The following is a 25649-nucleotide window of genomic DNA, read 5'->3' on the forward strand; positions in this document are numbered from 1 at the left end:
GGCGAATTCCCGTCATCCCCGAGCCTGATGCGGTCGACATCGATCGCCGGGTTCGCGACGTGAATGCCAGGATCTGACAAGGGCACCCGACGCCTCGCGGATTTCGGCAGACATTCAATCCATGCGGATCAGCCCTCGCGGCGCCGCCGCTATCCGAACGGAGCAGACCGATGGCCGTACCGAAGAGAAAGACCTCGCCCTCCAAGCGTGGCATGCGTCGTTCGCACGACGCCCTGACCGCCCCGACCTATGTCGAGGACAAGAACTCCGGCGAACTGCGCCGTCCGCACCATGTTGACCTGAAGACCGGCATGTACCGCGGCAAGCAGATCCTGACGATCAAAGGCAACGCCTGATCTGAACGGGCTGCCGGATCACACCGGTGGTCAATGGACCGCCGTCTGATCATATCGACTTCCAAGGCCGGGCCGAAAGCCCGGCCTTTTTCATGCGATCGGTAAAGGCCCAAAAGGGACTAGAGAAAGATTCCTTTGGCGGCGTGCCGTGGGAGAGCGGGGCGAAAGCCTCCGCTGCGGACCGCTCTGCACCAGGCCCGCGGGAGGGCGGGACCGAATGGTCAAGTCGGCCCTGCCCGTGTGTCGCGGCGTTCAGGCCTTGGTCGCGGCCATCGCCTCGATCCGCTTCTGCATCTCGTCGAGCTGGCGGCGCATGTCGGAGAGGTCTTCGGGCGCGGCGGCCGGCGCCGGCACCGGGCGATCCTCGGCCGGCGCCATGGCGTTGGCGATGAACGGATTGAACATGGTCATCGCCTGCCGGAACATCTCGGTGTTGCGGCGCACCTGCGATTCCATCAGCTTCATCGGGTTCTGGCCGGCGACACCGCCCGGCTTGTCGCGATAACCCTCCTGCTCGCGAGAAAAAGCCGCCATCGTCTGCTCGAGATAGCCGGGAATCACCATCTGCATCTGGTCGCCGTAGAAGCGGATCAGCTGACGCAGGAAGGCGATCGGCATCATGTTCTGGCCAACCTTATTTTCCTGCTCGAAAATGATCTGGGTCAGGACGGAATGCGTGATGTCCTCGCCGCTCTTGGCGTCCTGCACCACGAACTCCTCGTTGCCCTTCACCATCGCGGCGAGATTCTCGAGCGTCACGTAGGTGCTGGTGCCGGTGTTGTAGAGCCGCCGGTTGGCGTATTTCTTGATGACGGTGGTTTCCGCTGACTTGGCCATGGGTGTTTTCCTCTCCCCGCGCCGCACACTGCCTGTCGGTCTCAAGGCCGACTTCCGGCGTATTGCGTTGCGCCATCGAAAGCATTCCACAAAAAAGCCTATCTTCCAAATATTTCCCGCATTGCACGCAGACTTGGCTGCGGCGCGGTCTTGCCTAAGACTTGAGCAGAATTCCCCAGCGCAAGAGGGTCCGCGCGGTGCCCTGTCGAAGCCGTTTGACAGTGCCGAACCCGGTCTGCGAAACTCGCCTCAAAGGCCTTGGGTACTGCAGATTGTAGACCTTGCAGAGCGCCGCCACGGGAGGAAAACGCCATGTCCGTCGTCATCGTGGGCGCAGCCCGCACGCCCGTCGGCTCGTTCAACGGCGCCTTTGCCGACGTCCCCGCCCACCAGCTCGGCGCTGCCGTGATCCGCGAGGCCTTGGCCCGCGCAAGGGTCGAGCCCAGCGAAGTGGACGAGGTGGTGATGGGCCAGATCCTTTCGGCCGGTGAAGGCCAAAATCCGGCACGCCAAGCGGCGATGGCGGCCGGCATCCCGAAGGAAGCGACCGCCTGGGGCCTCAACCAGCTCTGCGGCTCGGGCCTTCGCGCCGTCGCCATCGGAATGCAGCAGATCGCGCTGGGCGATGCGAAAATCGTCGTCGCCGGCGGCCAGGAATCGATGTCGATGGCCCCGCACGCCGCGCACCTGCGCGCCGGCCAGAAGATGGGCGACATGAAGCTCGTCGACACCATGCTGAAGGACGGCCTGATCGACGCCTTCCAGGGCTACCACATGGGCGTCACCGCCGAGAACGTCGCCCGCCAGTTCCAAATCACCCGCGAGATGCAGGACGAGTTCGCCGTCGCCTCGCAGAACAAGGCCGAGGCTGCCCAGTCCGCGGGTCGCTTCCGCGATGAGATCGTCGCCTTCACGGTCAAGGGCCGCAAGGGCGACACGGTGGTGTCGGAGGACGAGTACATCAAGGCCGGCACGACGCTCGACAAAGTGCAGAAGCTCCGCCCGGCCTTCGACAAGGAGGGCACGGTCACCGCGGCCAACGCCTCCGGCATCAACGACGGTGCAGCGGCGACCGTTCTGATGAGCGAGGAAGAGGCGGCGCGCCGCGGGCTGACGCCGCTGGTGCGGATCGCCTCCTGGGCGACCGCGGGCGTCGACCCCGCGGTGATGGGCACCGGGCCGATCCCGGCGTCGCGCAAGGCGCTGGAAAAGGCCGGCTGGTCGGTCGCGGACCTCGACCTCGTCGAGGCGAACGAGGCTTTTGCGGCACAGGCCTGCGCCGTCAACCGCGAACTCGGCTGGGATCCCGCCATCGTCAACGTCAACGGCGGCGCCATCGCCATCGGCCACCCGATCGGGGCGTCCGGCGCGCGGGTGCTGAACACGCTGATCCACGAGATGATTCGCCGGGATGCCCGCAAGGGCCTCGCCACCCTCTGCATCGGCGGCGGCATGGGCGTCGCCATGTGCCTTGAGCGAATGTAGGAAAGATCCGGACAGGACAGAGGCGGCAGCAAGCCGTCCTTGCAGCGGTGGGAGGCACGGCATGGGCAGAGTAGCGGTCGTCACGGGCGGCACGCGCGGTATCGGCGCGGCAATATCGAAGGCGCTGAAGGCCGAGGGCTATCAGGTGGTGGCGGTCTATGCCGGCAACGACGCCGCGGCCGAGGCCTTCACCGCCGCCAACCACATTCCGGCGCGCAAATGGGATGTCGGCGATTTCGATGCCTGCACCGCCAACCTTGCCGCCATCGAGGCCGAGCTCGGCCCGGTCGAGATTCTCGTCAACAATGCCGGCATCACCCGCGACGCGATGTTTCACAAGATGACGCTGGCGCAGTGGCAGGCGGTGATCTCGACCAACCTCAACGGCCTCTTCAACATGACCCGCCCGGTCTGGGAGGGCATGCGCGAGCGCGGTTTCGGGCGGATCATCAGCATTTCATCGATCAACGGGCAGAAGGGCCAGATGGGCCAAGCCAACTACTCCGCCGCCAAGGCGGGCGACATCGGCTTTGCTAAGGCGCTGGCGCAGGAGGGCGCCCGCAAGGGCATCACCGTCAACACCATCTGCCCCGGCTACATCGCCACCGACATGATGGCGACGATCTCCGACGACGTCATGCAGCGGCAGATCCTGCCGCAGATCCCGGTTGGCCGGCTCGGCGAGCCCGAGGAGATCGCGCGCTGCGTCGTCTTCCTCGCCTCGGACGCCGCCGGCTTCATCACCGGCTCCACCATTTCCGCCAATGGCGGGCAGTATCTGGCGTAGGGTAAGCCGCGGGCCTAGACTACGCTCTCGGGCATTCGGACCTGGCTGCGGTCCGGACACCCTTTCATCCGGCGACGCCGCACCCAGATAGACCCCATGAACCGCAGCCAGACCGAGACGATCCGATTCGACGGGACCAACGTCACCGCCGTCCTCGGGCCCACCAATACCGGCAAGACGTTTCTCGCCATCGAGCGGATGGTCGCGCACTCGTCCGGCGTCATCGGACTGCCGCTGCGCCTTCTGGCGCGCGAAGTCTACCAGAAGGTCTGCGACCGGGTCGGCGTCAGCCAGGTGGCGCTGATCACCGGCGAGGAGAAGATCCGACCGCCCAAGGCCCGCTTCCACATCTGCACGGTCGAGGCGATGCCGCGCAAGACCGACGCCGCCTTCGTCGCCATCGACGAGGTGCAGCTCGCGGCCGATCTCGAGCGTGGGCATGTCTTCACCGACCGCATCCTCCACTGCCGCGGCCGCGAGGAAACGCTGTTGCTCGGCGCCTCCACCATGCGCGGCGTCCTCGAAAAGCTCCTGAAGGGCGTCCAGACCGTCACCCGGCCACGCATGTCGAACCTCGTCTATGCCGGCTCGAAGAAGACCACCCGCCTGCCGCGCCGCTCGGCCATCGTCGCCTTCTCGGCCGACGAGGTCTATGCGGTCGCCGAGCTGATCCGCCGCCAGCGCGGCGGTGCGGCAGTGGTGATGGGGGCGCTGAGCCCGCGCACCCGCAACGCCCAGGTCGAGCTCTACCAGTCCGGCGACGTCGACTTTCTCGTGGCGACCGACGCCATCGGCATGGGCCTCAACCTCGACGTCGACCACGTCGCCTTCGCGCAGGACTGGAAGTTCGACGGTTTTCAGTACCGCCAGCTGACCCCGGCCGAGCTCGGCCAGATCGCCGGACGGGCCGGGCGGCACCTGCGCGACGGGACGTTCGGCGTCACCGGCCGGGTCGATCCGTTTCCGCAGGAGCTGGTCGAATCACTGGAAGCACATGCGTTTGCGCCGGTTCGCGTGCTGCAATGGCGCTCGCCGGACATGGATTTCCACTCCATCGACGCGCTGAAGGCGAGCCTCGACCGCCTGCCGCCGGTGCCCGAACTCACCCGTTCGCTGCGCTCGGTCGACCAGGAGGCGCTGGAATTTCTGTCGCGCTCGCCGGAGATCGTCGACCGCGCGACCAGTGCGAAAAGTGTCGAACTGTTGTGGGAAGCCTGCAAGCTGCCGGACTACCGGCGCATTGCGCCGGCCCAGCACGCGGAGATTATCGCCAGCGTCTACCAGGACTTGGTCTCCAACGGACACATCTCGGAAGACTACATGGCGACCCAGGTGATCCGGGCCGACCGGACCGAGGGCGACATCGACACGCTGTCGCGGCGCATCGCCGAAATCCGCACCTGGACCTATATTTCCCACCGGCCGGGTTGGCTTGCCGATCCGTCACACTGGCAGGAAAAGACACGTGCCATCGAGGACCGTCTGTCGGACGCATTGCACGACAGGTTGACGAAACGCTTCGTAGACCGCAGGACAAGCGTCTTGATGAAGCGGCTGAGAGAGAACGCAGTCATGGAAGCTGAAATCGGCGGCGACGGCAAGGTGCTCGTGGAGGGCCACCATGTCGGCGAACTGCAGGGGTTCAGGTTCACGCCGGACGTTAAGGCCGATGGGCCGGACGCCAAGGCCGTGCGTGCCGCAGCCCAGAAAGCACTCGCCAGCGAGTTCGAAAACCGCGCGGAGCGTTTCGGCAATTCGCCGAACGGCGACCTTGCGCTGGGTTCGGATGCGCTGCTGCGCTGGCTCGGCGCGCCCGTTGCCTCGCTGACCCAAGGCGACGATCCCCTGCAGCCCCGCGTCGTGCTGCTCGCCGACGAACAGCTGACCGGTCCGATGCGCGACAAGGTCGCCGCGCGTGCCGAGCGCTACGTGACCTATCAGGTCTCTACCGTTCTGAAGCCGCTGGTCGAGCTGAAAACCGCCGAGGGTCTCGAAGGCGCGGCGCGCGGCATCGCCTACCGGCTCTGCGAGAATTTCGGCCTGATCCAGCGCCGCGACGTCGCCGAAGAGGTTCGCGCGCTCGACCAGGACGCGCGCGCGGCGCTCCGCCGCTACGGCGTGCGCTTTGGCGCCTACCACATCTTCATTCCGGCGCTGGTGAAGCCGGCACCGGCCAATCTCCTGACGCTGCTCTGGGCGATCGCCCATGACGGCCGCGACAAGCCGGGCTTCGGCGACGTCACCCATCTCTTGTCGACCGGGCGCACATCGGCGCTGCCCAATCCCGAGTTCGATCCGGTCTTCTACGGCCTTGCCGGCTACCGCCTGCTCGGCCGCCGCGCCGTGCGCATCGACATCCTCGAGCGGCTCGCCGACCTCATCCGCCCGGCTTTGTCCTGGAAGCCCGGCAACGGCAAGCGCCCCGAGGGCGGCTACAACGGCGCGCAGTTCTTGGTGACGCCGGCGATGATGTCGATCCTCGGCGCCACCGCCGACGACATGGACGAGATCCTGCGCGGTCTCGGCTACCGCCCGCAAGGCGTCGACGCCAAGCAGGTCGAAGAGGCCCTGGCGAAGTACGACATCGAGGCGATGACGCCCTCGCCGGCCGTCCAGCCGTCGGAACCCGCGGGGGCAGCTGCCGACATCGCTTCGGTGGATGACACCGCAGCGTCGGACGAGGCGGTGACACCGGCGCCGTTCGAGGCCGACCGCATGCCGGCCCCGATCGCGGCCGAAACCGCATCTGCCGAGGATGCCGAATTCGGCGAAGGCGACGACGTCGTCACCAGCATTGCCGTCGCCAACGAGGATGAGAACGAGACGCCCGCCGAGTTCGCGGAAGGCGAGGCGGTCATCTTGCAGCGCGATGAGAACGCGGCAATGACGGCGGAGAGCGATAGCTCCGCCCCCGAGGACGTCGCGGGTGACGCCACTGCCGCGAACGGCGATCCGCTGCCCCTCGACGTCGTGTTCGGCGAGGCGGAGGCCCCCCGGACGGACGAGACTAACGAAGCTGGCGAGACCGAAGAGACCGAGGGCGTCGCGGACGACGCCGATACCGTCGAGATCCGCCACATCAAACCTGCCAGCGCTACCGAAGCGTCCGACGTGGCTCTTGCCGAACACGCTCCTGCTGCCGACAAGGCCGCTGAAGCGCCGAAGTTGTCCGAGGGCAAGGCCGAGGAGCCAAAGCTGGTGCAGGTCTGGCGTCCGCAGCGCCAGGAAGCGCGCGGCGGTGCCCGCGACAACGCCCGTTCGGGCCGCAACCGTCCGAACCGCGACGGCCAGGCACGCACCGCCGCGACCGGCGAAGGAGCGGCGACGGCTGATGCAGTGGCGGCACCGTCCGGTGAACGCGGCCCACGGCCAGGCCGCAACGACGGCCAGAGCCGCTCGCAACGGTTCGCAAAGGCTGGCGAGGCGGCAGGCAATGCCCGTCCGCCGCGCACCGGCGGAAAGCCCGGCGAAGGGCGCAACGAGCGCAACGACCGGTCCGGCCGCGACCAGCGCAGCGACAGCAAGCCGGCACCCCGCTTCGACAAGGCGCCTGCCCCTCCTGCCAAGCTTGACCCCGACTCGCCCTTCGCCAAGCTCGCGGCTTTGCGTGACAAGTTGGGAAAGTAAGGCCGCGTGCCGGGCACGGAACAGCGGATCGACAAGTGGCTGTTCTTCGCGCGCGTCTGCAAATCCCGCAGCTTGGCGCAGAAACTCACGCAGTCCGGCGCCGTCCGGATCAACCGTGAGAAGACGACGAGCGCTGCCAAGCTCGTGCGCCCCGGAGATGTGCTCACCGTCACCCTCGGGGGCGGCGTCAAGGTTCTGAAGATCCTCGATCCCGGGGAACGCCGGGGCCCGGCACCGGAAGCGCAGACGCTTTACGAGGATCTGACGCCGCCACCGGTGAAGCCGGAGACCGCGGCAGAGGCCGCGGCGGCGATCGGCTATCAGCCGAGCGACCGGCCGCCGAACAAGCGTGAGCGCCGGGCGCTCGATCGCCTTCAATGGAACGAAGGCGACTGACGCGACTAAAGCGCCGCTGGGATGGGGCAGACGGTGCCGGAAAAAGCGTTCCGGTCTGCGGCCCGCCCGCGACATGCTTTACCCTTGCCAGTCCGGTGCCGAGCCGCTACGTCCCGGGATCAGAACGACACAAGCCTCTGCGAGCGCTGCGCCGTTCGCTTCATCCCATTCGCGTCGCGCCGGTCGGGCCGCTCGAAGATCGCCGAGGATCCGTTATGACCTATGTCGTGACCGACAACTGCATCAAGTGCAAGTTCATGGACTGCGTCGAAGTCTGTCCGGTGGACTGCTTCTACGAGGGCGACAACATGCTCGTCATCCACCCGGACGAGTGCATCGATTGCGGCGTTTGCGAGCCGGAATGCCCCGCCGAGGCGATCAAGCCGGATACCGAGCCAGGCCTCGACAAGTGGCTGAAGGTCAACGCCGAGTACGCCGAGCAGTGGCCGAACATCACCATCAAGCGCGACGCGCCGGCCGATGCCGCCGAATTCGACGGGCAGACGGGCAAGTTCGAGAAATATTTCTCGCCGGAGCGCGGTCAGGGAGACTGACAGACGCTGGCCGTCCTTGGTCAATTTCGGCTGGGCTGCGCGCGCGATCGGCTGCTCCCTGGCTGGACCGGGGGCGGCATAAGGCGCGTAGGCTTTCAAACTATTTTATTTGCCAGCTATGCAACGGGCTTGAAGCGGGTGAGAGCGGATTGTTCTCTTCCCTGCCCTGCCTTGAATTTTAGCGAGCAATAGGGTAGTATTCTCGCAACAGTCGAGCGAAAACCTGCATCCAGGTCGATCTCCCGCTCTTGGTAGTTCCGGAAGGACGCTTTCATCCCAGTTTCGGTCATGACGCCCCATCCTGCGATGGGCCGCCGTTCCCTGACTGGAATGCCGGCGTTGACGGTCTGCTGCTGTTGCTTTCCGCCTCGGAGAGCGCGTCGAAATCGGCGGTGCTTCGCACCGTCATTGTGTTAGCGGCTGTCGTGGCCGGGCACAACAGGGAGTTTTGAAAGCGTATGACCATCCCGAAGAAGACCTCCCAGCGCCAAGGTTTCAAGACAGGCGAGAGCATCGTTTATCCCGCGCACGGCGTCGGCCAGATCGTCGCGATCGAAGAGCAGTTCGTTGCCGGCATGACGCTGGAACTGTTCGTCATCGACTTCGAGAAGGACAAGATGCGCCTGAAGGTACCGGTCGCCAAGGCCGAGGCCGTCGGCATGCGCAAGCTCTCAGAGACCGATTTCGTCGAGCGCGCGCTGAAGGTCGTACAGGGCCGGGCCCGGGTCAAGAAGACCATGTGGAGCCGCCGTGCGCAGGAATACGACGCGAAGATCAACTCCGGTGACCTGATCCAGATCGCCGAGGTCGTTCGTGATCTCTATCGTGCCGATAGCCAGCCGGAGCAGTCCTATTCCGAGCGCCAGCTCTACGAGGCCGCCCTCGGCCGTATGGCACGCGAGCTTGCAGCGGTGAACGAGGTCTCCGAGACCGAGGCCGTGCAGCTGATCGAAGTGAACCTCAACAAGGGTCCGAAGCGCACTGCCAAGGCCGACGAGGATACGGAAGCCGACGCGGACGCCGACACCGAAGAGGCAACAGTCGAAGTGCAGGCTGCCTGATCCGGCAACCGCCGGCTCAAGCTGGTAGAGACGTCCTTACCAAAACCGGCTGCGACCCTGTCGTGGCCGGTTTTTCTTTGGCAGGATTATCTCTCCCGATCCCCAGGGTACCGCCGTCAGGCACCCCGGATGGGCCTCCTGAGTCCGCATGCTGGGCAGCCTCCCTTGCCGAAGCGGGATACGGCGCTACCTCAGCTCTTAAAGTTTAACCTTTCAGGAACGTTTGCTGCCGGGTGCCGTTTGAAGATGGCTCGGTGCGCGGAACTGTCTGTCGGCCGCCTCTCCGGGCCCAAGCGCATTTGCTACTGGAGGGTAATCCCATGAAGTCCCAGTCCGCAGGCCGTACCATGATCCGGGCCGCGATGGCAGCGCCCTACCTCTTGCGCGAGGAGGAATATGAGCTCGCCGTGAAGTGGAAAGAGCACAGCGACCAGGATGCGCTCCATAAGATCACCTCGGCCCATATGCGGCTGGTGATCTCGATGGCGTCGAAGTTCCGTCACTTCGGCCTGTCGATGAACGATCTCATCCAGGAAGGCCATGTCGGGCTTCTCGAGGCGGCCGCCCGTTTCGAGCCCGAGCGCGAGGTTCGCTTCTCCACCTACGCCACCTGGTGGATCCGGGCCTCGATCCAGGATTACATCCTGCGCAACTGGTCCATCGTTCGCGGTGGTACGTCCTCCGCTCAGAAGGCGTTGTTCTTCAACCTCCGCCGTCTGCGCGCGCGCCTCAGCCAGGGTTCCGAGAGCCTGACGGGAACGGCGATGTACCGCGAGATCGCAACTGCGCTGAAGGTTTCCGAGAGCGACGTCGCGCTGATGGATTCGCGGCTTTCCGGTCCCGACTCCTCGCTCAACGCACCGCTGATGGAAGATGACTCCGGCAGCTCCGACCGTCAGGACTTTCTGGTCGCAAAAGAGCCGCTCCCGGACGAGATGGTCTCAACCTCGATCGACGACGAGCGCCGCGTTACCTGGCTGAAGAGCGCGCTCGATGTTCTCAGCGAGCGCGAGCTCAAGATTATCCGCGAGCGTCGGCTCCAGGACGACGGCGCGACGCTGGAAGCGCTTGGCACCAAGCTTGGCATCTCCAAGGAGCGTGTCCGCCAGATCGAGACGCGAGCGCTGGAAAAGCTCCGCACAGCGCTGCTGCAGACCAATCCGGATCAGGCGGCCTACGTCAGCTGATCTTCTTCAGCTCACGTCCAGTTCGATAACGAAACGGCCGCCGCAAGGCGGCCTTTTCGTATCCGGTCAGGCAGCCGCGTTGACGCCGCAGCATTTCTTGTACTTGCGGCCCGAGCCACAGGGACAGGGATCGTTGCGCCCGATCTTCACGACCTGAACCGGCCTCTGGACAGGATCGGGCCGGAAGGCCATCCGCCAATCGAATAGTGTTTCGGTCCAGACGGCGAGAAGGTCGGGTGCCTCCGCAACCAGTTCTGCATCCGCGTCGGATAGCGGCGCCTTGAGGTCGGGTCGCATGGCGAGGCGGGCCAGCGACAGCATGCCGTTGAAGGCCTCGATGGCTTTCTCGTCTCCGCTACCAGTGATTGCGCCCCAGCTGTCCATCCGGACCTGCATCGCCTCGGCAAAACCGGTCACCCATGGCTCCCAGATCACGTCGTCGGTCTCGTCCTCGAGATAGAAGACCGGCGCATACTCCTCCTCGGCGGCACGAAGGCCGAGCGAGGTCAGACGGTGGTGGTCGAGGATGCGGCGGGACAAGGCAGCCGCGTCGGCATCCGACACCAGCTGCGTCGTGCCGTCGTCGGCGACGTCGCGCCAGAGGAGGCCGAGCCATTCCTCCGCGTTGATCTCGACGGGACAGACGAGAATGCCGGCGATGAAGCCGTCGATCTCGCCGAGCGTCATTGCATCGCTTTCCTCGGGCAGCGCCTTCAGCGCGTCCTCAAGGGCTTCCAGTCGGCGCGGAAGAGTTTCCATCGCTCGTGTCTCCGGCGCTGATAGGTGGATCTGGTGATGGAGGCCGAAGGCCGGCCTACTCGGCGATGATCTTGTACTTCGCCCCGGCCTTTACCGCATCGGTCGGCTCGAAGTCGTTGAGCAGCCGGAACATGTCCGGCTTGCGGTCGATGCCGTCCATCCGGTTCGACAGCGAATCGACGGTGTCGCCGGCGCGCGCCGTGACGATGCGGATGCGCAGCGGCTTCAGCTGGGTCTTCTCCGCCTCGGTCAGCAAGCGGAACGACCCGGCGACGCCAGCCGCGATCTGCCCGACGCTGGCGTCGGACGCGGTCGGCAGCGCGGTGAGGAAACGGTAGACCTGCCCCTCGACGCGGATCACCGTGACGTCGAAGACGTATTCGCCGCCGGAAGCCCGCGCCGAAACCGCCTCGAGATTGCCGATCCGCTCCTGCTTGATGCTCGAAGGGTCGAGCCCGCCGATCCAACCGCTGGTGATGTAGTCGGTAAGGCTCGACGAGCGCGGCAGCGCGACGCCGTCGAAGCGGATGGCGGTGTCGCCGGGACCGGTCGCCAGCACCGCCTCAGCGGTGTTGTCGATGACGAAGCCGTTCGGCACGGCAAAGGTGATGCCGAGGCCGGGATGGTAGAACTGCCGCCCACGCACATAGCCCTCGACGGCCGAATCGCCGAACAGCATGCCCTCGATGCCCGCGAGATACCGGTCGCGGTCGATGGAGCCGGTGCCGGGCGGCCCGAATTCGCGGGCATGCCGGTCGGCCAGCTCCATGCGCTGGGGCGCCGCCGGGTGGGTGGCGAGGAAGTCGAGATTGGGGTTCTCGGCCTGGAAGGCGTTGCGGAAATGCGAGTAGGAGTCCATCGCCTTCAGGAAGCGCTCGGCAGCATAGGCGTCGTAGCCGGCACGGCCGGTCTGCTTGATGCCGATGGCGTCGGCCTCGAGCTCCTGGTTGCGCGAGAAGCTGGCAAGGTTGAGCCGCCCCCGTGCCAGCGCCGCTCGCCCGGCTGAATCGCTCTCCAGCACTTCCGAGACAACGCGCCCGGCCAACTCGGCCGCAGCTTCTCGGCGCTGGCGCTCGATGCCATGGTTCAGCGTGACGTGGCCCATCTCGTGCGCCAGCACCGCGGCGACCTCCGCCGAGTCGTTGGCAAGCGCGAGCAAGCCACGCGTGACGTAGAGGTAGCCGCCCGGCAGCGCGAAGGCGTTGACGTTCGGCGAATTGAGGACCGTGATGCGGTAGGCGCGGTTCGGATCGTCCGTGACCGCGCTGAGGCGCCCGACGATGGTCGCCAGCGTCTGCTCGAGCTCGGGATCGGAATAGGCTCCGCCATAGGCCGCGAGGATTTTCGGATGCTGCGACCGACCGATCGAGGCCTGCGGGTCGCCCTTCTGCAGGTTCTCGAACGTCACCGGCTCACGCGCCGGGCTTGGCAGATAGCCGGTCTGGGCCGGCGTCGCGCCACTGGCGACATCCTCGAGGCTCTTGTTGATGCTCTGGCAGGCGCCGAGCAGCAGCACGGCACCGAGGAGGCCAGCCACACGAAAGCCTTGCCGAACCGCGAGCGGTCGGTTTGAGGCCCGTCCTGAGCTGAACACCTGCGCCGTCATTTCCTGCCTGATCCCCGATCTGTCCACATCCGCCGGCACCGGTCCGCGCCGAAACGGGACGGGTTGCGCCCATGCTCTACGCGTACGGCAACGCAGTGCGAAAGAGCAAGCCGAGCACACGAAACGCATTTTTCGCCCGCACGGTGTTTCGAGAGCAAAACACATGGTGCCCTAACCAGTGAATCCGCCTGAAATGCGGTCCCGTCAGACCGGCCGACGGCCGAGATAGTCTGAAAGCCCGGGATGTCCCTTGGCCGCGAGAATCTCTCCGGTCGCGCCGATCGCGGCGATGCGGCCATCCTCGAGAAAGGCCATCCGGTCGGCGTAGCCCCGCGCATCCTCCGGCTGATGGGTCACCATGACGACGCTGATCGGCAGCAAGCTGCGACGGCGCAGATCCTGCAGCAGTTCCAGCATTTCGCGGCGCAGCGCCGGGCCGAGCGCCGCGAAGGGCTCGTCGAGCAGCAGCAACGGGCGCCCCCGCAGGAAGGCCCGCGCCAGAGCGACCCGCTGTCGCTCGCCGCCCGACAGCTCCGCAGGGCGACGGTGCCCAAGGTCGGCAAGGCCCACCGCGCCGAGCGCCTCCCCAACCGCCCGCCGCTCCTCCACGGTGAGCCGGAGGGAGGGCGACAGGCCGAGCGCGACGTTCCGGAACACGTCGAGATGGGAAAAGAGGTTGTTCTCCTGGAAGACGAAGCTCAGCGCCCGATCGCCTGGCGCGTCGGCGGTGACGTCCCGTCCGGCGATCTCCACCCGGCCGGCATCGGGTGCCAGAAAGCCCGCGGCAATATCCAGCAGCGTCGACTTGCCGGCGCCGCTCGGGCCGATGATCGCCAGCCACTCGCCGGTCTCGACGGCAAGGTCGAACGCCATGCGCCGGTCTTCGTATCGATGGGTGACGCCGTCGAGGCGGAGCGCATGGGTCATGTCGTCTTCCGGAAGCCGCGCTCGGCGATCGCCATCAAGGCGAGGCTGAGCGCGCCGAGAATCAGCGCGATGCCGGCCGCATCGGTGCTGCGGTAGCTGCCCATGCGCTGATGCAGGAGCAACGGCAAGGTGACGAAATCCTGGTTGCCGAAGAGGGCGGCAACGCCGAGATCGCCAAGCGACAGCGCCAGCGCAAAGGCGAAGCCGAGACCGAGGGCGCCCTGCACCGCCGGCCACTCGACGTACCGCCACCGCGACCAGCCGGTCATTGTGAGACTGGCCGCCAGGCGATCGTGGCGCGCCGCCGACGACGCGAGCGCCGGCCCGGCAATCCGCATGACGAAGGGCATGGCCATTACCGCATTGGTCAGTACCACCATCACCGGCGCCAGGGCGAAGACGTCAGTCGCCTGCCGCAGCACCAGGAACCAGCCGGCGCCGAGCACGATCGGCGGGATCACCAGCACCAGGCTGCCGGACAGGTCGAACACCCCCCGCAGCGATCGCAGCCGCCCCCTCTGATGAGCGAAGCTCGATGCGCCGAACAGCAGCGCCAGCGACAGGATGAGGCTCAGCGTCGCCGCGGCAAATCCAACCGCAAGGCTCGTCGCCAGCGCGCGCTGCAGCAGCGGCTCGCCGATAAGGCGGAAGAGATCGGCGCCAAGTCCCTTGACCAGCACCGCGACGAAAGGCGCGGCGATGAAACCAAGACCGAGGAGAATGACGAGGAGGCCGCCAGCGCGCTGCAGGGCCGTCTGCCGGTCGAAGCGGACCGCCTTGCGCCCGACCGTCACGCCGGCGTCGAGATTCCCGCCGAGGCGCAGCACCGCAGCGAGCACGAGGCCGGTCAGCGTGATCTGCACGAGGGCCAGGAGCACCGCCCGGCCGGGGTCGAAATCATAGCGCAGCGACTGGAAGATCGCGACCTCGAGCGTCGTGCCGCCCGGCCCACCTCCCAGCACCAGCACCAGGGTAAAGCTCGTGATGCAGAGCATGAAGACGAGGCTCGCCGCCCCCGGCAGCGCTGCGCGCACCGCCGGCCATTCGACCAGCCGGAACACCGCCATCGGTCGGAGCGACAACTGCCCCGCGAGCTTCCAGCTCTCGGCCGGCACGCTGTCGAGCGCGGCGAAGATCAGCCGCGCCGCCAGCGGCAGGTTGAAGAAGACATGGGCGAGGAGGATGCCGGAGAGGCCGTAGACGTCGAGGCGTGGCTGTCCCAGCGCGGCGAGCCCTTCCGACACCACCCCGCCCCGGCCCCAGACCGCGATGATGCCGAGCGCGCCGACCAGCACCGGCAGCGCCTGCGGCAGCAGGAACAGCCGCAGCACCAGCGCCCGCCCGGGAAAACGGAAGCGGTGAAGGGCGATCGCCAGCGGCACCGCCCCTGCGACCGATAGGGCCGCCGAGAGCAGCGCCTGCTGCAAGGTGAAGAGGACGACGCCTTGCAGGTAGCCGTCGCGCGCCAACGTTGGCACGTCCGGAAAGGCGCCGGCAAAGCCGAGCAGGGCGGCGAACGGGCCGGCGACGAAAAGCGCGAGGAAGCCGAGGCCGGCGATGCCTGAGGCAAGCTTCCCGCGCCGGTCGGCGGTAAGGCCCGGGCTCAGCGGCCGATCGCCTTCAGCCACTCGTCGGTCCAGGCCTTGCGGTTGGCCGCGACGTCCTCCGCCGGCACCGCGAGCGGCCTTGCGGGCTGCACCAGTTTTGCAAATTCCGGCGGCAGCGGGGTGGACGGCGCGATCACCGGCAGCGACCAGTTGGTGGTCGGGATCACGTCCTGGAAGGCGGGGGTGAGGATGAAGTCGAGGAAGGCTTTCGCTAGTTCCGGCTGCTTCGAGCCCTTCAGCCGGCCGGCGAGTTCCACCTGCAGATAGTGGCCTTCGGCGAAGCTGGCCGCCTGGTAGCGCTCCACCTTCTCCTCGATCATGTGGTAGGCCGGCGACGTCGTATAGCTCAGCACGATCGGCGCCTCGCCTTGCGTGAACAGGCCATAGGCCTCGCTCCAGCCGGGGGTGACCGTCAGGATCCGCTTCGACAGCGTCTGCCATTTCGCCGCGGCCCCCTCGCCGTAGACCGCCTTCATCCAGAGCAGCAGGCCGAGGCCTGGCGTCGAGGTGCGGGCATCCTCGATGACGATCTTCTCGTCGGGGTCGCCATTGATGAGGTCGTCAAAGCTCTTCGGCGGGTTCTTCACCGTCTCGGTGTCGTAGATGAAGGCGAGGTAGCTGTAGTCGAACGGCACGAAGACCTTGTCGTCGAAGCCGCCCGGCACCGTCAGAGCGGCGAGATCGACGCCGCTGTCGGCGAAGAGGCCGGTCGCCTTCATCTCCGGCACCATTTCGGCGGTCATGCCGAGGGCGACGTCGGCCTTGGTGCCGGCGCCTTCGAGCTTCAGACGGTTGAGGATCTCAACGCCGTCGCCGAGCCCGACCCATTGCAGGTCGCAGCCGCAGGTCTTCTCGAACGCCGCCTCGATTTTCGGACCCGGGCCCCATTCCGGCAGGAAGCTCTCATAGGTGTAGACGGTCAGCACCGGCTTTTCGTCCGCCGCGAGGGCCGGCAGAGCGGAGGCGGCGACAAGCGCCAGCGTGGAGGCGAGAGAGGCAAGACGCACGGCGTTTCCTTCGACAAGGCGGCCGTCTCGCGGATCGACTGGGTGCGCTTCCGCGCGCTGCGCGGACGCCCTCATCCCTCCGCCGGTACGAGCCGGATCAGGTTCGGCGGGTTGGCAAAAAGCCTCTCAGCCCGAAGGCACCCCGTGTGAGCCGGGCCAGCATAGCCGGCTCTGCGGGCAAGGCAAGACAGGGGCACGGCTGCTGCAGGCCTTCCGGCGCCAAAAAGAGGTCGCTGCATCCGCAGCCCCTAACCCTTCCCCATCTTCAGACCCGCGCTGCGGCACCTAACGCCGCGGCGATCCGCCGTCAGTGAGGGAGGCCGTGCGGATCGATGGTTGCCCCTCCCCTCGCCGGCCGCTACAGCCGCGGCATGAGCCGCTTCACCATCCTTCTCGCAGGCCCGATCCGGCCGACCGGAGACCTCTGCCGCGCCGTTGCGGCGACGCGCATCATCGCCGCCGACCGCGGCATGATGCATGCCGCACCGCTCGGCGTCGTGCCGGAGCTCTGGGTCGGCGACTTCGATTCGGTCGATCCGGCGCTCGATGCCCGTCATGCCGAGACCCCGCGCGAGACCTTTCCGCGCGACAAGGACAGGACCGATGGCGAGCTGGCGATCGACACCGCCATCGCGCGCGGCGCCACCGACCTCCTGCTGGTCGGCGCCTGCGGCGGCCCGCGCACCGACCACGCCTTCATGCACCTGGTGCTGGCACTGCGCTATGCCGCCCGCGGGCTTGGCGTGACGCTCGCCGACGGCAACGAGACCGCCGTGCCACTCGCCCCCGGCGCGCAAAAATTCGACCTCGCGCCCGGCACCACCTTCTCCATCCTCAAATTCTCCGACCTCGCCGGCCTGACCATCGAGGGCGCCCGCTGGCCGCTGGAGAACGTCGCCGTGCCGTTCCACTCGATCCTCACCCAGTCCAACGAGGCCGCCGGCCCGGTGACGGTCACACTCGCGAGCGGAACCGCGGTCATGCTGATACAAGCCCCCGGGGGCGATGCCCGCCCCGCCACCGAGCGCCCCTAACCGGCCCACGCCGCCAGCGGCACGACCCGACGACCGATGCCCCGCAAGGGGCTTGGCCCCGACGCCCTTTTTCGACTAGGGTGGAGAGAATGGTCCCGTAGCTCAGCAGGATAGAGCATCAGATTCCTAATCTGAGGGTCACTGGTTCAAATCCAGTCGGGATCACCAATAATTTCAACGGCTTATGCCTTGGAAGAGGCCCTATCGTGTCGCAGTCATGTTGCATCCAGCTCCCTTGATTTCCAAGGGGTTCCGCTGGAAGCCGGCGAATCCGTGCGACATGATCTGCGACATAGCAGTGGTGTGGTACGAATTGTATCGGTGAGGACGGCAGTGAATGACGCCTGACGTTGAAGGCCGCATTTTTGCTCAACTCGATCAAGTGAACGCTGCACGTAAGCGGTTCGATGGCCCTGCGCAGTGGCGCGTTAGCGCCCGACCCGGCCATTCGAAGTCCTTCTTGCTTCTCCTCAAAAGCGGACATTAAATGATTGGGCGGCTCTAGCCACGATGCAAACGACTCCAGATCAGCTGCTCGACGATGCCAACCAGTTGACATATCTGGCAAGGCAACGAATGAACGAAAACCTGTCAGAGTGGCCTGAAGTATTCTCACGCGCCAAGGAACCCGCACTTCCTCAGCATATGCTGACGTGCACCACTTCAGCGGCGTCTCGGAATTTGTCGCGACCATATTCGTCGGAGTTTTAGGGAAGTCTTTGGGGATGGCAATGCGGGCCGTGTGTTCGGTCCGAGTGTTTAAGTCGGCCGGAGATCAACGCGAAGAACCTTAGCCCACCGCAATTAATTCCTGCCGCTCGCCGAGCCATTCGACGAATGCCTCGGGCAGCATCGGCCTACCGAAATAGTAGCCCTGTCCCTCGTCGCAACCGGCTCTGACGAGCAGATCGCTGGTAGCCTTGTCCTCGATGCCTTCGGCGACGACGCGGTATCCAAGGTCGTGACACAGCGTGATCATCGCCCGGACGAGCGTCAGCGCCTTCTCGTCCTTCGCGATGTTCAAGAGGAAGGACCGGTCGATCTTCACGACGTCCACCGGCAGCTTCTGGAGATACGAAAGGCTGCTGTAGCCCGTTCCGAAATCGTCGATGGCGAGTGTCATGCCCATGGACGAGATGGCCCCGAGTTTGTCGAGACCCTTGCCCCCCTCGCGCATGACGGCTCCTTCGGTGAGCTCGAGCTCTATCCGATGCGACGGAATCCCGTGACCTGACAGCTTCGCTTCGAGCATGGGCAGGAATTCCGGGTCTTCGAGATTGCTCGGCGAGATGTTGACCGACATTCGAACCGTGGTCTTCGTGCGTTGCCATTCGGCCATCTGCGCGAGACTGGCATCGACGACCCACGACGTTAGCGTCCGGATGTCGCCGGTGGATTCGACGATGGGGACGAACTCCGCCGGCGAGATGGCCCCGGCTTCGGGGTGTGTCCAACGGACAAGGGCCTCGATGCCCTTGCATTCGCCGCTCCAGAGGTCGACCCGCGGCTGGTAGACCAGATGCAGCTGTCCGAATGCTATCGCCGACTTGAATTCACTCAGGATCCAGTAGCGGCGGGTGTCAGCCTGGTCCACGTCCCTGGAATAGAAATTGACTGTCTCGCCTGCGATACGTGCACCCTGGGACGCGACATGTGCGGTTCGAAGAACCTCACGGGGCTCGATTTCGCCAAGGCGGAACTCGGTTACGCCAATACGGGGACTGAGCAGAAACCCAGATCTCAGTGTACGATGCTGCGCTTGTGTCCTGCTCCGAAGCAACGTCGCATATCCCGCCTTCTCCACGCCGATCGGCGCCATGAACGCAAACTGCGTCGATCCCACTTGGTAGAGCGGACGATGCGGGCCGATGATGGCTTGTATCGTCGCCGCGGCGGCCTGTACGACTTCGTCGAAGTAGCTTGTCCCCATCACGCGGGCCGCCTGATCCATTTCCAGACTGCTCGCGATCTCCACCAGTACGGCCATCCGGGTAGTTCCCGCCTGATCGAGTGCCTGGTCCGCCAGGTCGTCTAGGAATTGGTTGCGGTTCGGCATGCCGCTGATCGCGTCGATGCGTCCGACCGCATGCAGCATCTCGACCTGCGCCATTACGATCTCGGCCAGGTCTTGGAGAGCACCGATTTCCTGTTCGGATGCAGTCCGAGGCTCGTTACCGAGGACGCAGAGAGAGCCGATGCCATGTCCTTGCGGCGTCACCAGCGGCGCGCCGGCATAGAAGCGGATACCAGTCCGGGCGAAGGCGCCGCCGCGATACGCCTCGCTCTCCAGAAGATCCTCGACGACGATCACGGTCCCGGTCCGGACGACGTCGGCACACGGCGCAGCCCTTCTCGGAACCGACTCCGCGGTGACACCGACCCGAGACTTGAACCACTGCCGGTCCGCATCTGTGAGTGAGATTAGAGACATCGGCAGACCGAAGATCTGCGCAGCGAGGCGAGTGACGCGGTCGAAGCCTCGGCTCGGCATCGTATCGAGCAGATCGAGCTGCCGCAGCGCATCGAGGCGCGAGCTTTCCGTCGATGAAGACATGGATGTTCCTTTCGACGTGGGGCCCATGATGACGATGCCTTGCATGCTTGTCGACTAGATGTTGTAAGTCTGTCGTCGAGAGCTGACGGCCGTCCGCTCGGCGGACACCGGCGACAACATTATCTCATTGCCGTCAACGTCAGTAGTCGCGCCGGATGTCGGTCTTGAGCTTCGATGAAGAAGGAGCGACTGATTTTGAGCTTTGGGCTGCCTGCCGAGTGGTCGACGATCGTTCGCAGAGAAATCGGCACACGGACGCCCTAACCTGGGACGGGGCTTTATTGCGTTTCTGGATGCCTGATAGAAATCCTTAAGTGACACGACTCACTCCAGAAGCGAGAGCCCTCGTACGTCAACAGTATGGATCGGAGAGCACAACTCCGTTACTCGTTACTCCGATGTCTTAAGTGTGAGCTGGGGTAATTCTGTATGAACGACGAAATCAGCTCGGCTGCGGAAGGCCGCTTCGAGCTTCTCGTCGACTCGGTCACGGACTACGCGATCTACATGCTCGATCCGACGGGGATTGTCTCGAGTTGGAATGCCGGCGCTGAACGTTTCAAGGGCTACAAGCGGGAAGAGATTCTCGGGCAGAACTTTTCCCGCTTCTACGGCGAGGAAGACCGCAAAGCCGGAGTTCCCGAGGCTGCTCTCCGGACTGCCGAGACCGAGGGTCGCTTCGGAACGGAGGGCTGGCGGTATCGCAAGGATGGCAGCCGTTTGTGGGCGAATGTCGTCATCGATCCTATCTGGACACGTGATGGAAAGCTTCTCGGTTTCGCGAAGATCACCCGCGACCTGACGGAGCGGCGCGAGGCCGACGAGCTTCTTCGCCGGAGTGAAGAGCGTTTCCGGCTGCTGGTGCAGAGTGTGACGGACTACGCGATCTACCTCCTCGATCCCGGTGGCCATGTCAGCAGCTGGAATGCCGGCGCCGAACGTTTTAAAGGCTATGAGGCGGATGAGATTATCGGGCAGCATTTTTCTCGATTCTACCTCGACGAAGACCAGGCGGCCGGCATCCCGAAGAAGGCGCTCGCGACGGCGCTGAGCGAAGGCCGCTTCGAGGCTGAAGGCTGGCGCCGGCGGAAGGATGGGACCAGGTTCTGGGCCAGCGTCGTCATCGATCCCGTCCGCAACGAAGGCGGCGAGCTGATCGGCTTCGCGAAAATCACTCGCGACCTGACTGAGCGACGGGAAGCCCAGTTGGCTCTGGAGAGGTCACAACAGGCATTACACCAGGCGCAGAAAATGGAAGCCATTGGCCAACTGACTGGCGGCGTCGCGCATGACTTCAATAACCTGCTGACGGCGATCGTCGGCAGCCTCGACATCGCGAAGCGTCGCATCGCCGATGGCCGGGACGTGACGAAGTATCTCGACAATGCGCTGGAGGCGGCACATCGCGGCGCCGCTCTGACACAGCGCATGCTCGCGTTTGCCAGGAAGCAGGAAATTCAGCTCGAGGACTTCGACGTCGCGCCGCTGCTGAAGGGGATGTCCGAACTATTACGACGGACGATCGGAACAGGTGTAAGGGTCGACTTGCGTTTTCAGGAAGCGCTACCTCCTGTTCATGCCGACCCGGCACAGCTTGAGCTGGCGGTCATGAACCTCGCCGTAAACGCTCGCGACGCGATGCCGAATGGCGGGCGGATCATCATCTCCGCCATGTCTGAGACGTCCCACCATCCGGAGGGCCTGACGCCGGGGAGATATGTCTGCCTGTCCGTTGCCGATCACGGCGTCGGCATGGACGCGGACACTATCGCGAAGGCGGTGGAGCCGTTCTTCACCACGAAGGGCGTCGGAAAGGGGACCGGGCTCGGGCTGTCGATGGTGGCGGGGATGGCCGCGCATTTCGGCGGGAAACTCGTCATCGATAGCGAGATTGGAAAGGGTACGACGGTGTCGGTCTGGTTGCCGGCTGCCATCGAGACAAAGGAAGGGGTGACTGCGAAGGTACTGGACGAAGCATCTGCGAGATTGCGAACGCTCAAATAATGGTGTCGAGAAACCTAACTTTGTTTGGCAAGCGGTAACCGAGCCGTTTCTCGAGTGCCTGCAACAAAAACGACAGCTTGCGTTCCCGGTGTTCGTCTCCAGGTCCCAGCCAGCGCAGATCGCGGCGAACCTCGACCACGGCCGCCGGCCCCCCGAGCGAGAGTATCATCTGCCCCGCGGTGAAGTCGGCGGCTGAGAGGGCATTCTTACGAGCGGCCAGGAGTCGGAACATGGCAGCATTGTGGCTAGAAGAATGACGGTAGTCGATGCTGCAGAATTCACGAGCGCGTGAAGATGGTCGTTCTGAATGGAAGTAGACACGTCCGCTAGACCGCTCGAGCAAATTTCCAAAGGCTCCAGTACCCAAAGCCTGAAAGTTGCAGCTTCGCTGATATTTGAATTGGCACGCAACCTGGAACTAGGGGACCCAGCGGAATGTTCTCAAAAACGTGACAACGCGTCATCAAGCTTTCGAGTTGTCGAAGAGAACCCAAGCGCATTTCCTCCAAGGATTCCATGCGGCGTCCTTCATAAGTCTGAATCAAGAAGTGGCCTACGCATGGGCGAACCGAATGTCGTACCCGAAGCCGTCCGACGGTCATCGGAACCGCCCGCGGTTGGCGCGACGTCTGCACCGAGCTACCAGTCGCTTTTCGCCCTTCAGGCAGGCGTTGTCGCGGTTGTAGCTCTGTATTTCGCTCGCGATGTCCTGATTCCGATCACCGTTGCCGGGCTGCTGTCGTTCTTGCTCGGTCCTCTCGTCAGCCGTCTGCGACGGATGAAGGTGAACCGGATCGCATCGGTGATCTTGGCGGCGCTTCTTGCCCTTGCAGTGCTCCTTGCGATTGGCGTCGTCATCGGAACCCAACTGGCACACCTTATCAGCCAGCTGCCCGAATACGTAGCAACGATCCAGTCCAAAGTCGGCGCGATCGGAAACTATGCCACCGATCGCTTTCCAGGTATCCTGAAGAGGCTTGGCCTCACGTTGGGTGACGGTGACGGTACGGCCGGTCCCGCGGCTACGAGCCCGCTCCCGGGCGCCGAACCAGCCGCGCCGCAAGCCGCACTGTCGCCGATGACGGTGCTGACCACATACGTGTCTCCCGTCCTGTCGCCAGTCGCCACGGCCGGTATCGTCTTCGTCGTCGCCGTATTCATCCTTCTTCAAAAGGAGGACCTGCGCGATAGGATGATCCGCCTGTTCGGTTCAAGCGACCTTCACCGTACCACCGGCGCAATGGATGACGCCGCACGGCGATTGAGCCGCTACTTCCTGACGCTCCTGACGATCAATGTCGGGTTCGGGATCGTCATCGGTACGGGACTTTTCTTGATCGGTGTACCAAGTCCCGTTCTATGGGGCATTCTCGGGATCGTGTTGCGGTTCGTTCCTTACGTCGGCCCGATCCTTGCAGCCACTCTGCCGATCGCGCTCTCTGCTGCAGTGGACCCTGGCTGGTCCATGGTTGTCTGGACTGCAGCCCTCTTCGTTGTGACCGAGCTCATCTTCAACCAGGTCATCGAGCCCGTCGCGTACGGGCAGAGCACCGGTCTTTCTCCGTTCTCGGTCATCGTGGCTGCACTGTTCTGGGGATGGCTATGGGGACCGATCGGCTTGATCCTCTCGATGCCACTCACGCTCTGTCTCGTCGTTCTGGGGCGGCACGTAGAGCGGCTGGAGTTCCTGGACGTTCTCCTCGGCGACCGACCTGCATTGTCGCCGCCCGAGAGCTTCTACCAGCGTATGCTGGCGGGCGATCCCGACGAGGCTCAGGATCATGCCGAAGTGCTGCTGCAGGAGAGATCTCTGTCCTCCTACTACGACGAGATCGCGCTGAAAGGTCTGCAGCTGGCTGCCGACGATCTGCTACGCGGCGTTCTGCGGCCGGACCAGTTGGAGCGGGTAAGAGACACGGCAGCCAGCCTGATCGACTCGCTCGCCTCCTATGACGACGTGGAACCGACGGCTGCCGTAAAAGCCGGCGATCCTGTGGTGGCGCCGAGGGACGAGCGCGAAATCCCCGTAGAGGCTCCGCCGGCGCAGGCGGATACGGGGAAGCTTTCTCCCGCCTGGCAGGTCGAGAAGCCGGTTCTCTGCCTGGCGGGCAAGGGGCCACTCGACGAAGCTGCATCGATGATGCTTGCGCAGCTCCTCGGAAAGCATGGCCTAGGCGGACGCGTCATTGCCTACGAAGCTGCATCCCGGCACGGCATCGCACAGCTGGACCTGAGCGGCGTCGCGATGATCTGCATCTCCTACCTCGACATTAGCGGCAGCCCGTCCCACCTTCGCTACCTGATCCGTCGCTTGAAGCAGAAAGCTCCCAGCGTTCCGATCTTGGTCGGCCTCTGGCCTGCCGAAGATAGCGCGCTGAAGGATGCTCAGCTGCAGGGTCAGATCGGTGCCAACTATTTTACGACTTCTCTTCGTGAGGCTGTAAATTCGTGCGTGGAAACGGCGGTCGAGAAGTCGATGATCGCCGCCTGAAGCTGTTTCATGTCTTGTAACGATGGCCGGGTGCACCTCGACCATCCGCCGAACGACCATGGCGGGCCGTCGAACTTTCCGAGCATCCTCAGGATGCAAGCTTGAGCGTATGATCCTTCAGCAAGGCCACGACTTCATCGGCAGGTACGGGTCGGTGGAACAGGAAGCCTTGAAGGTTGTGACAGCCTGCGTTCTGTAGAACCGTATGCTGATCCGGATGCTCCACGCCTTCGGCCGTTATCGAAAGGTTCAGAGCCAGTCCGAGTCCGATGATTGACCGAATGACTCCCTCGGCCCCTTCATCGACCCCGAGGTTGTAAACGAAGGAGCGGTCGACCTTTAGCTTGTCGAAGGAGATGCGGGTCAGATAGGCGAGGCTGGCATAGCCGCTGCCGAAGTCGTCCAGGGAGATCCTGAAGCCGATCTCCTTCAGCAGGCGCAGTCGGTCGGAAGCCAGTTCGATATCGTCGATCAGCACCGTCTCGGTGACCTCGAACTCGAACATCGACGGAATCACCTGCATCTCGTTCACGAGCGAACGCAAGTCCTCGATGAACGCTGGTGCACGAAGCTGTGCAGGCGAGAGATTGATCGCAGTGACGAGATCCGGCCATCGGCGGGCATCCCTGAACGCACGGCGGATGACCCAGCTCCCGAGTTCGCGGATGAGATCGGTCTTCTCCGCGACCTGGATGAACTCCATCGGCGGAATGAATCCTCGAACCGGGTGCTGCCACCGCAGAAGCGCCTCGACGCTGCTGATGGGAACGCCTTCCGCACAGACGAGCGGCTGATAATGCAGCGCCAAGGCGTCCGACCTGATGGCTTCGGCAAGGTCCAGAGCCAGTTGCTGGGCGCCGAGGATGTCGCGCTCCATGGAGGGGGCAAACTCGAGAGCGACACCGCGGCCGGCAGCCTTGGCGGCGTAGAGAGCAATATCGGCCTGCCGCATCGCCTCGATCAGATTTGCCTTGCCGGGCGGCGAATGCGCGATACCGATCGACACACTCGTCAGAACGATCTGGCCGCCGACATCGTAGGGTTCGGAGCAGGTCGCCAGCAGGTTAGCGGCAACGACTTCCATCGAACCGCGCTTCATCGAGATGACCGCGAACTCGTCTCCGCCGAGCCGTGCGGCGAACCCGTCGTTGCCGACCGCGTCGCGGATGCGGACCGCGAACTGGCGTATCAGCTCGTCGCCGACCTGGTGACCAAGAGAGTCGTTGACGTCCTTGAAGCGATCGAGATCGAGGTAGAGCACGGAGAGCTGGCGATCGTCTTCTACGATGGAGGCGAGCACATCGCGCTGGAAACGCTCGCTGAGTCCTGTCCTGTTCGAAAGCCCTGTGAGGGCATCGATGCGTGCAGCT

The 25649-nt window shown here is 64.7% G+C and carries 19 protein-coding genes, 1 tRNA gene, 1 pseudogene and 1 riboswitch; of the genes and pseudogenes, 12 read left to right on the forward strand and 9 right to left on the reverse strand.

The genetic code is table 11. The features are described from left to right. Positions 1 to 170: 170 nt before the first annotated feature. Positions 171 to 356 (forward strand): 50S ribosomal protein L32, encoded by a 186-nt coding sequence (gene rpmF, locus ACZLZQ_RS23170; protein ID WP_472935910.1) that lies wholly within the window; start codon positions 171 to 173, stop codon positions 354 to 356. 252 nt (positions 357 to 608) lie between these two features. On the opposite strand, the gene phaR is transcribed toward rpmF, so the two are convergent. Beyond that, positions 609 to 1193, reverse strand: a complete 585-nt coding sequence (gene phaR / locus ACZLZQ_RS23175; RefSeq protein ID WP_472951535.1) for a polyhydroxyalkanoate synthesis repressor PhaR — start codon at positions 1191 to 1193, stop codon at positions 609 to 611. Between the two features lie 312 nt (positions 1194 to 1505). Here phaR and ACZLZQ_RS23180 point away from each other — a divergent pair, with 312 nt between their 5' ends. The 7 genes from ACZLZQ_RS23180 (at position 1506) to ACZLZQ_RS23210 (ending at position 10290) form a co-directional block, all read left to right on the forward strand. Beyond that, a complete protein-coding gene (locus ACZLZQ_RS23180; RefSeq protein ID WP_472951537.1) occupies positions 1506 to 2678 on the forward strand; it encodes an acetyl-CoA C-acetyltransferase in 1173 nt (390 codons plus the stop codon). 61 nt (positions 2679 to 2739) lie between these two features. After that, positions 2740 to 3465 carry an acetoacetyl-CoA reductase gene (phbB, locus tag ACZLZQ_RS23185; protein ID WP_472939767.1) on the forward strand — a complete coding sequence of 242 codons (726 nt, stop codon included), beginning with the start codon at positions 2740 to 2742 and terminating at the stop codon, positions 3463 to 3465. Positions 3466 to 3561: 96 nt separating this feature from the next. Next, positions 3562 to 7092 (forward strand): helicase-related protein, encoded by a 3531-nt coding sequence (locus ACZLZQ_RS23190; protein WP_472951540.1) that lies wholly within the window; start codon positions 3562 to 3564, stop codon positions 7090 to 7092. A gap of 6 nt (positions 7093 to 7098) precedes the next feature. Further along, positions 7099 to 7488, forward strand: a complete 390-nt coding sequence (locus tag ACZLZQ_RS23195; protein WP_472951543.1) for an RNA-binding S4 domain-containing protein — start codon at positions 7099 to 7101, stop codon at positions 7486 to 7488. A 215-nt stretch (positions 7489 to 7703) separates the two neighbouring features. Continuing rightward, complete coding sequence (gene fdxA, locus ACZLZQ_RS23200; RefSeq protein ID WP_472939770.1) at positions 7704 to 8042, forward strand: ferredoxin FdxA; 339 nt, start codon at positions 7704 to 7706, stop codon at positions 8040 to 8042. A gap of 458 nt (positions 8043 to 8500) precedes the next feature. Continuing rightward, positions 8501 to 9103, forward strand: a complete 603-nt coding sequence (locus ACZLZQ_RS23205; protein WP_472935917.1) for a CarD family transcriptional regulator — start codon at positions 8501 to 8503, stop codon at positions 9101 to 9103. A gap of 320 nt (positions 9104 to 9423) precedes the next feature. Next, on the forward strand, positions 9424 to 10290 hold the full coding sequence (locus ACZLZQ_RS23210) for an RNA polymerase factor sigma-32 (RefSeq protein WP_472935918.1): 867 nt from the start codon (positions 9424 to 9426) through the stop codon (positions 10288 to 10290). Between the two features lie 66 nt (positions 10291 to 10356). Here ACZLZQ_RS23210 and ACZLZQ_RS23215 read toward each other — a convergent pair whose 3' ends face one another. The 5 genes from ACZLZQ_RS23215 to thiB form a co-directional block, all read right to left on the reverse strand. Beyond that, entirely contained in the window at positions 10357 to 11049 is a 693-nt protein-coding gene (locus ACZLZQ_RS23215; RefSeq protein WP_472951545.1) for a UPF0149 family protein, read from the reverse strand. A gap of 55 nt (positions 11050 to 11104) precedes the next feature. Then, entirely contained in the window at positions 11105 to 12655 is a 1551-nt protein-coding gene (locus ACZLZQ_RS23220; RefSeq protein WP_472951548.1) for a M48 family metalloprotease, read from the reverse strand. A gap of 204 nt (positions 12656 to 12859) precedes the next feature. Next, positions 12860 to 13582, reverse strand: coding sequence for a thiamine ABC transporter ATP-binding protein (thiQ, locus tag ACZLZQ_RS23225; protein WP_472951550.1), 723 nt, complete (start codon positions 13580 to 13582; stop codon positions 12860 to 12862). After that, positions 13579 to 15210 carry a thiamine/thiamine pyrophosphate ABC transporter permease gene (gene thiP / locus ACZLZQ_RS23230; RefSeq protein ID WP_472951552.1) on the reverse strand — a complete coding sequence of 544 codons (1632 nt, stop codon included), beginning with the start codon at positions 15208 to 15210 and terminating at the stop codon, positions 13579 to 13581. Before thiP ends, thiQ begins: the two co-directional genes overlap by 4 nt. Beyond that, entirely contained in the window at positions 15186 to 16196 is a 1011-nt protein-coding gene (gene thiB / locus ACZLZQ_RS23235; protein ID WP_472951555.1) for a thiamine ABC transporter substrate binding subunit, read from the reverse strand. Before thiB ends, thiP begins: the two co-directional genes overlap by 25 nt. 57 nt (positions 16197 to 16253) lie before the next feature. Beyond that, a riboswitch (TPP riboswitch) is annotated at positions 16254 to 16351 on the reverse strand. A 216-nt stretch (positions 16352 to 16567) separates the two neighbouring features. On the opposite strand from thiB, the gene ACZLZQ_RS23240 reads away from it, so the two are divergent. Further along, positions 16568 to 17230, forward strand: coding sequence for a thiamine diphosphokinase (locus ACZLZQ_RS23240; protein WP_472951585.1), 663 nt, complete (start codon positions 16568 to 16570; stop codon positions 17228 to 17230). 91 nt (positions 17231 to 17321) lie between these two features. After that, a tRNA-Arg gene (locus tag ACZLZQ_RS23245) sits at positions 17322 to 17398 on the forward strand. A gap of 622 nt (positions 17399 to 18020) precedes the next feature. Here ACZLZQ_RS23245 and ACZLZQ_RS23250 read toward each other — a convergent pair. Then, positions 18021 to 19784 carry a putative bifunctional diguanylate cyclase/phosphodiesterase gene (locus ACZLZQ_RS23250; protein ID WP_472951558.1) on the reverse strand — a complete coding sequence of 588 codons (1764 nt, stop codon included), beginning with the start codon at positions 19782 to 19784 and terminating at the stop codon, positions 18021 to 18023. 429 nt (positions 19785 to 20213) lie between these two features. On the opposite strand from ACZLZQ_RS23250, the pseudogene ACZLZQ_RS23255 reads away from it, so the two are divergent. Continuing rightward, a pseudogene (locus ACZLZQ_RS23255) lies at positions 20214 to 21716 on the forward strand (PAS domain-containing sensor histidine kinase); the annotation flags it as partial. Between the two features lie 64 nt (positions 21717 to 21780). On the opposite strand, the gene ACZLZQ_RS23260 reads toward ACZLZQ_RS23255, so the two are convergent. Continuing rightward, positions 21781 to 22020, reverse strand: coding sequence for a hypothetical protein (locus ACZLZQ_RS23260; RefSeq protein WP_472951561.1), 240 nt, complete (start codon positions 22018 to 22020; stop codon positions 21781 to 21783). 327 nt (positions 22021 to 22347) lie between these two features. Between ACZLZQ_RS23260 and ACZLZQ_RS23265 the strand changes: the two genes are divergently transcribed. Further along, positions 22348 to 24279, forward strand: coding sequence for an AI-2E family transporter (locus ACZLZQ_RS23265; protein ID WP_472951564.1), 1932 nt, complete (start codon positions 22348 to 22350; stop codon positions 24277 to 24279). 88 nt (positions 24280 to 24367) lie between these two features. Here the strand turns inward: ACZLZQ_RS23265 and ACZLZQ_RS23270 are convergent. Then, a partial coding sequence (locus tag ACZLZQ_RS23270; RefSeq protein ID WP_472951567.1) for a putative bifunctional diguanylate cyclase/phosphodiesterase occupies positions 24368 to 25649 on the reverse strand: 1282 nt, incomplete at its 5' end.

Source organism: Mesocryomonas lacus (assembly GCF_055730105.2).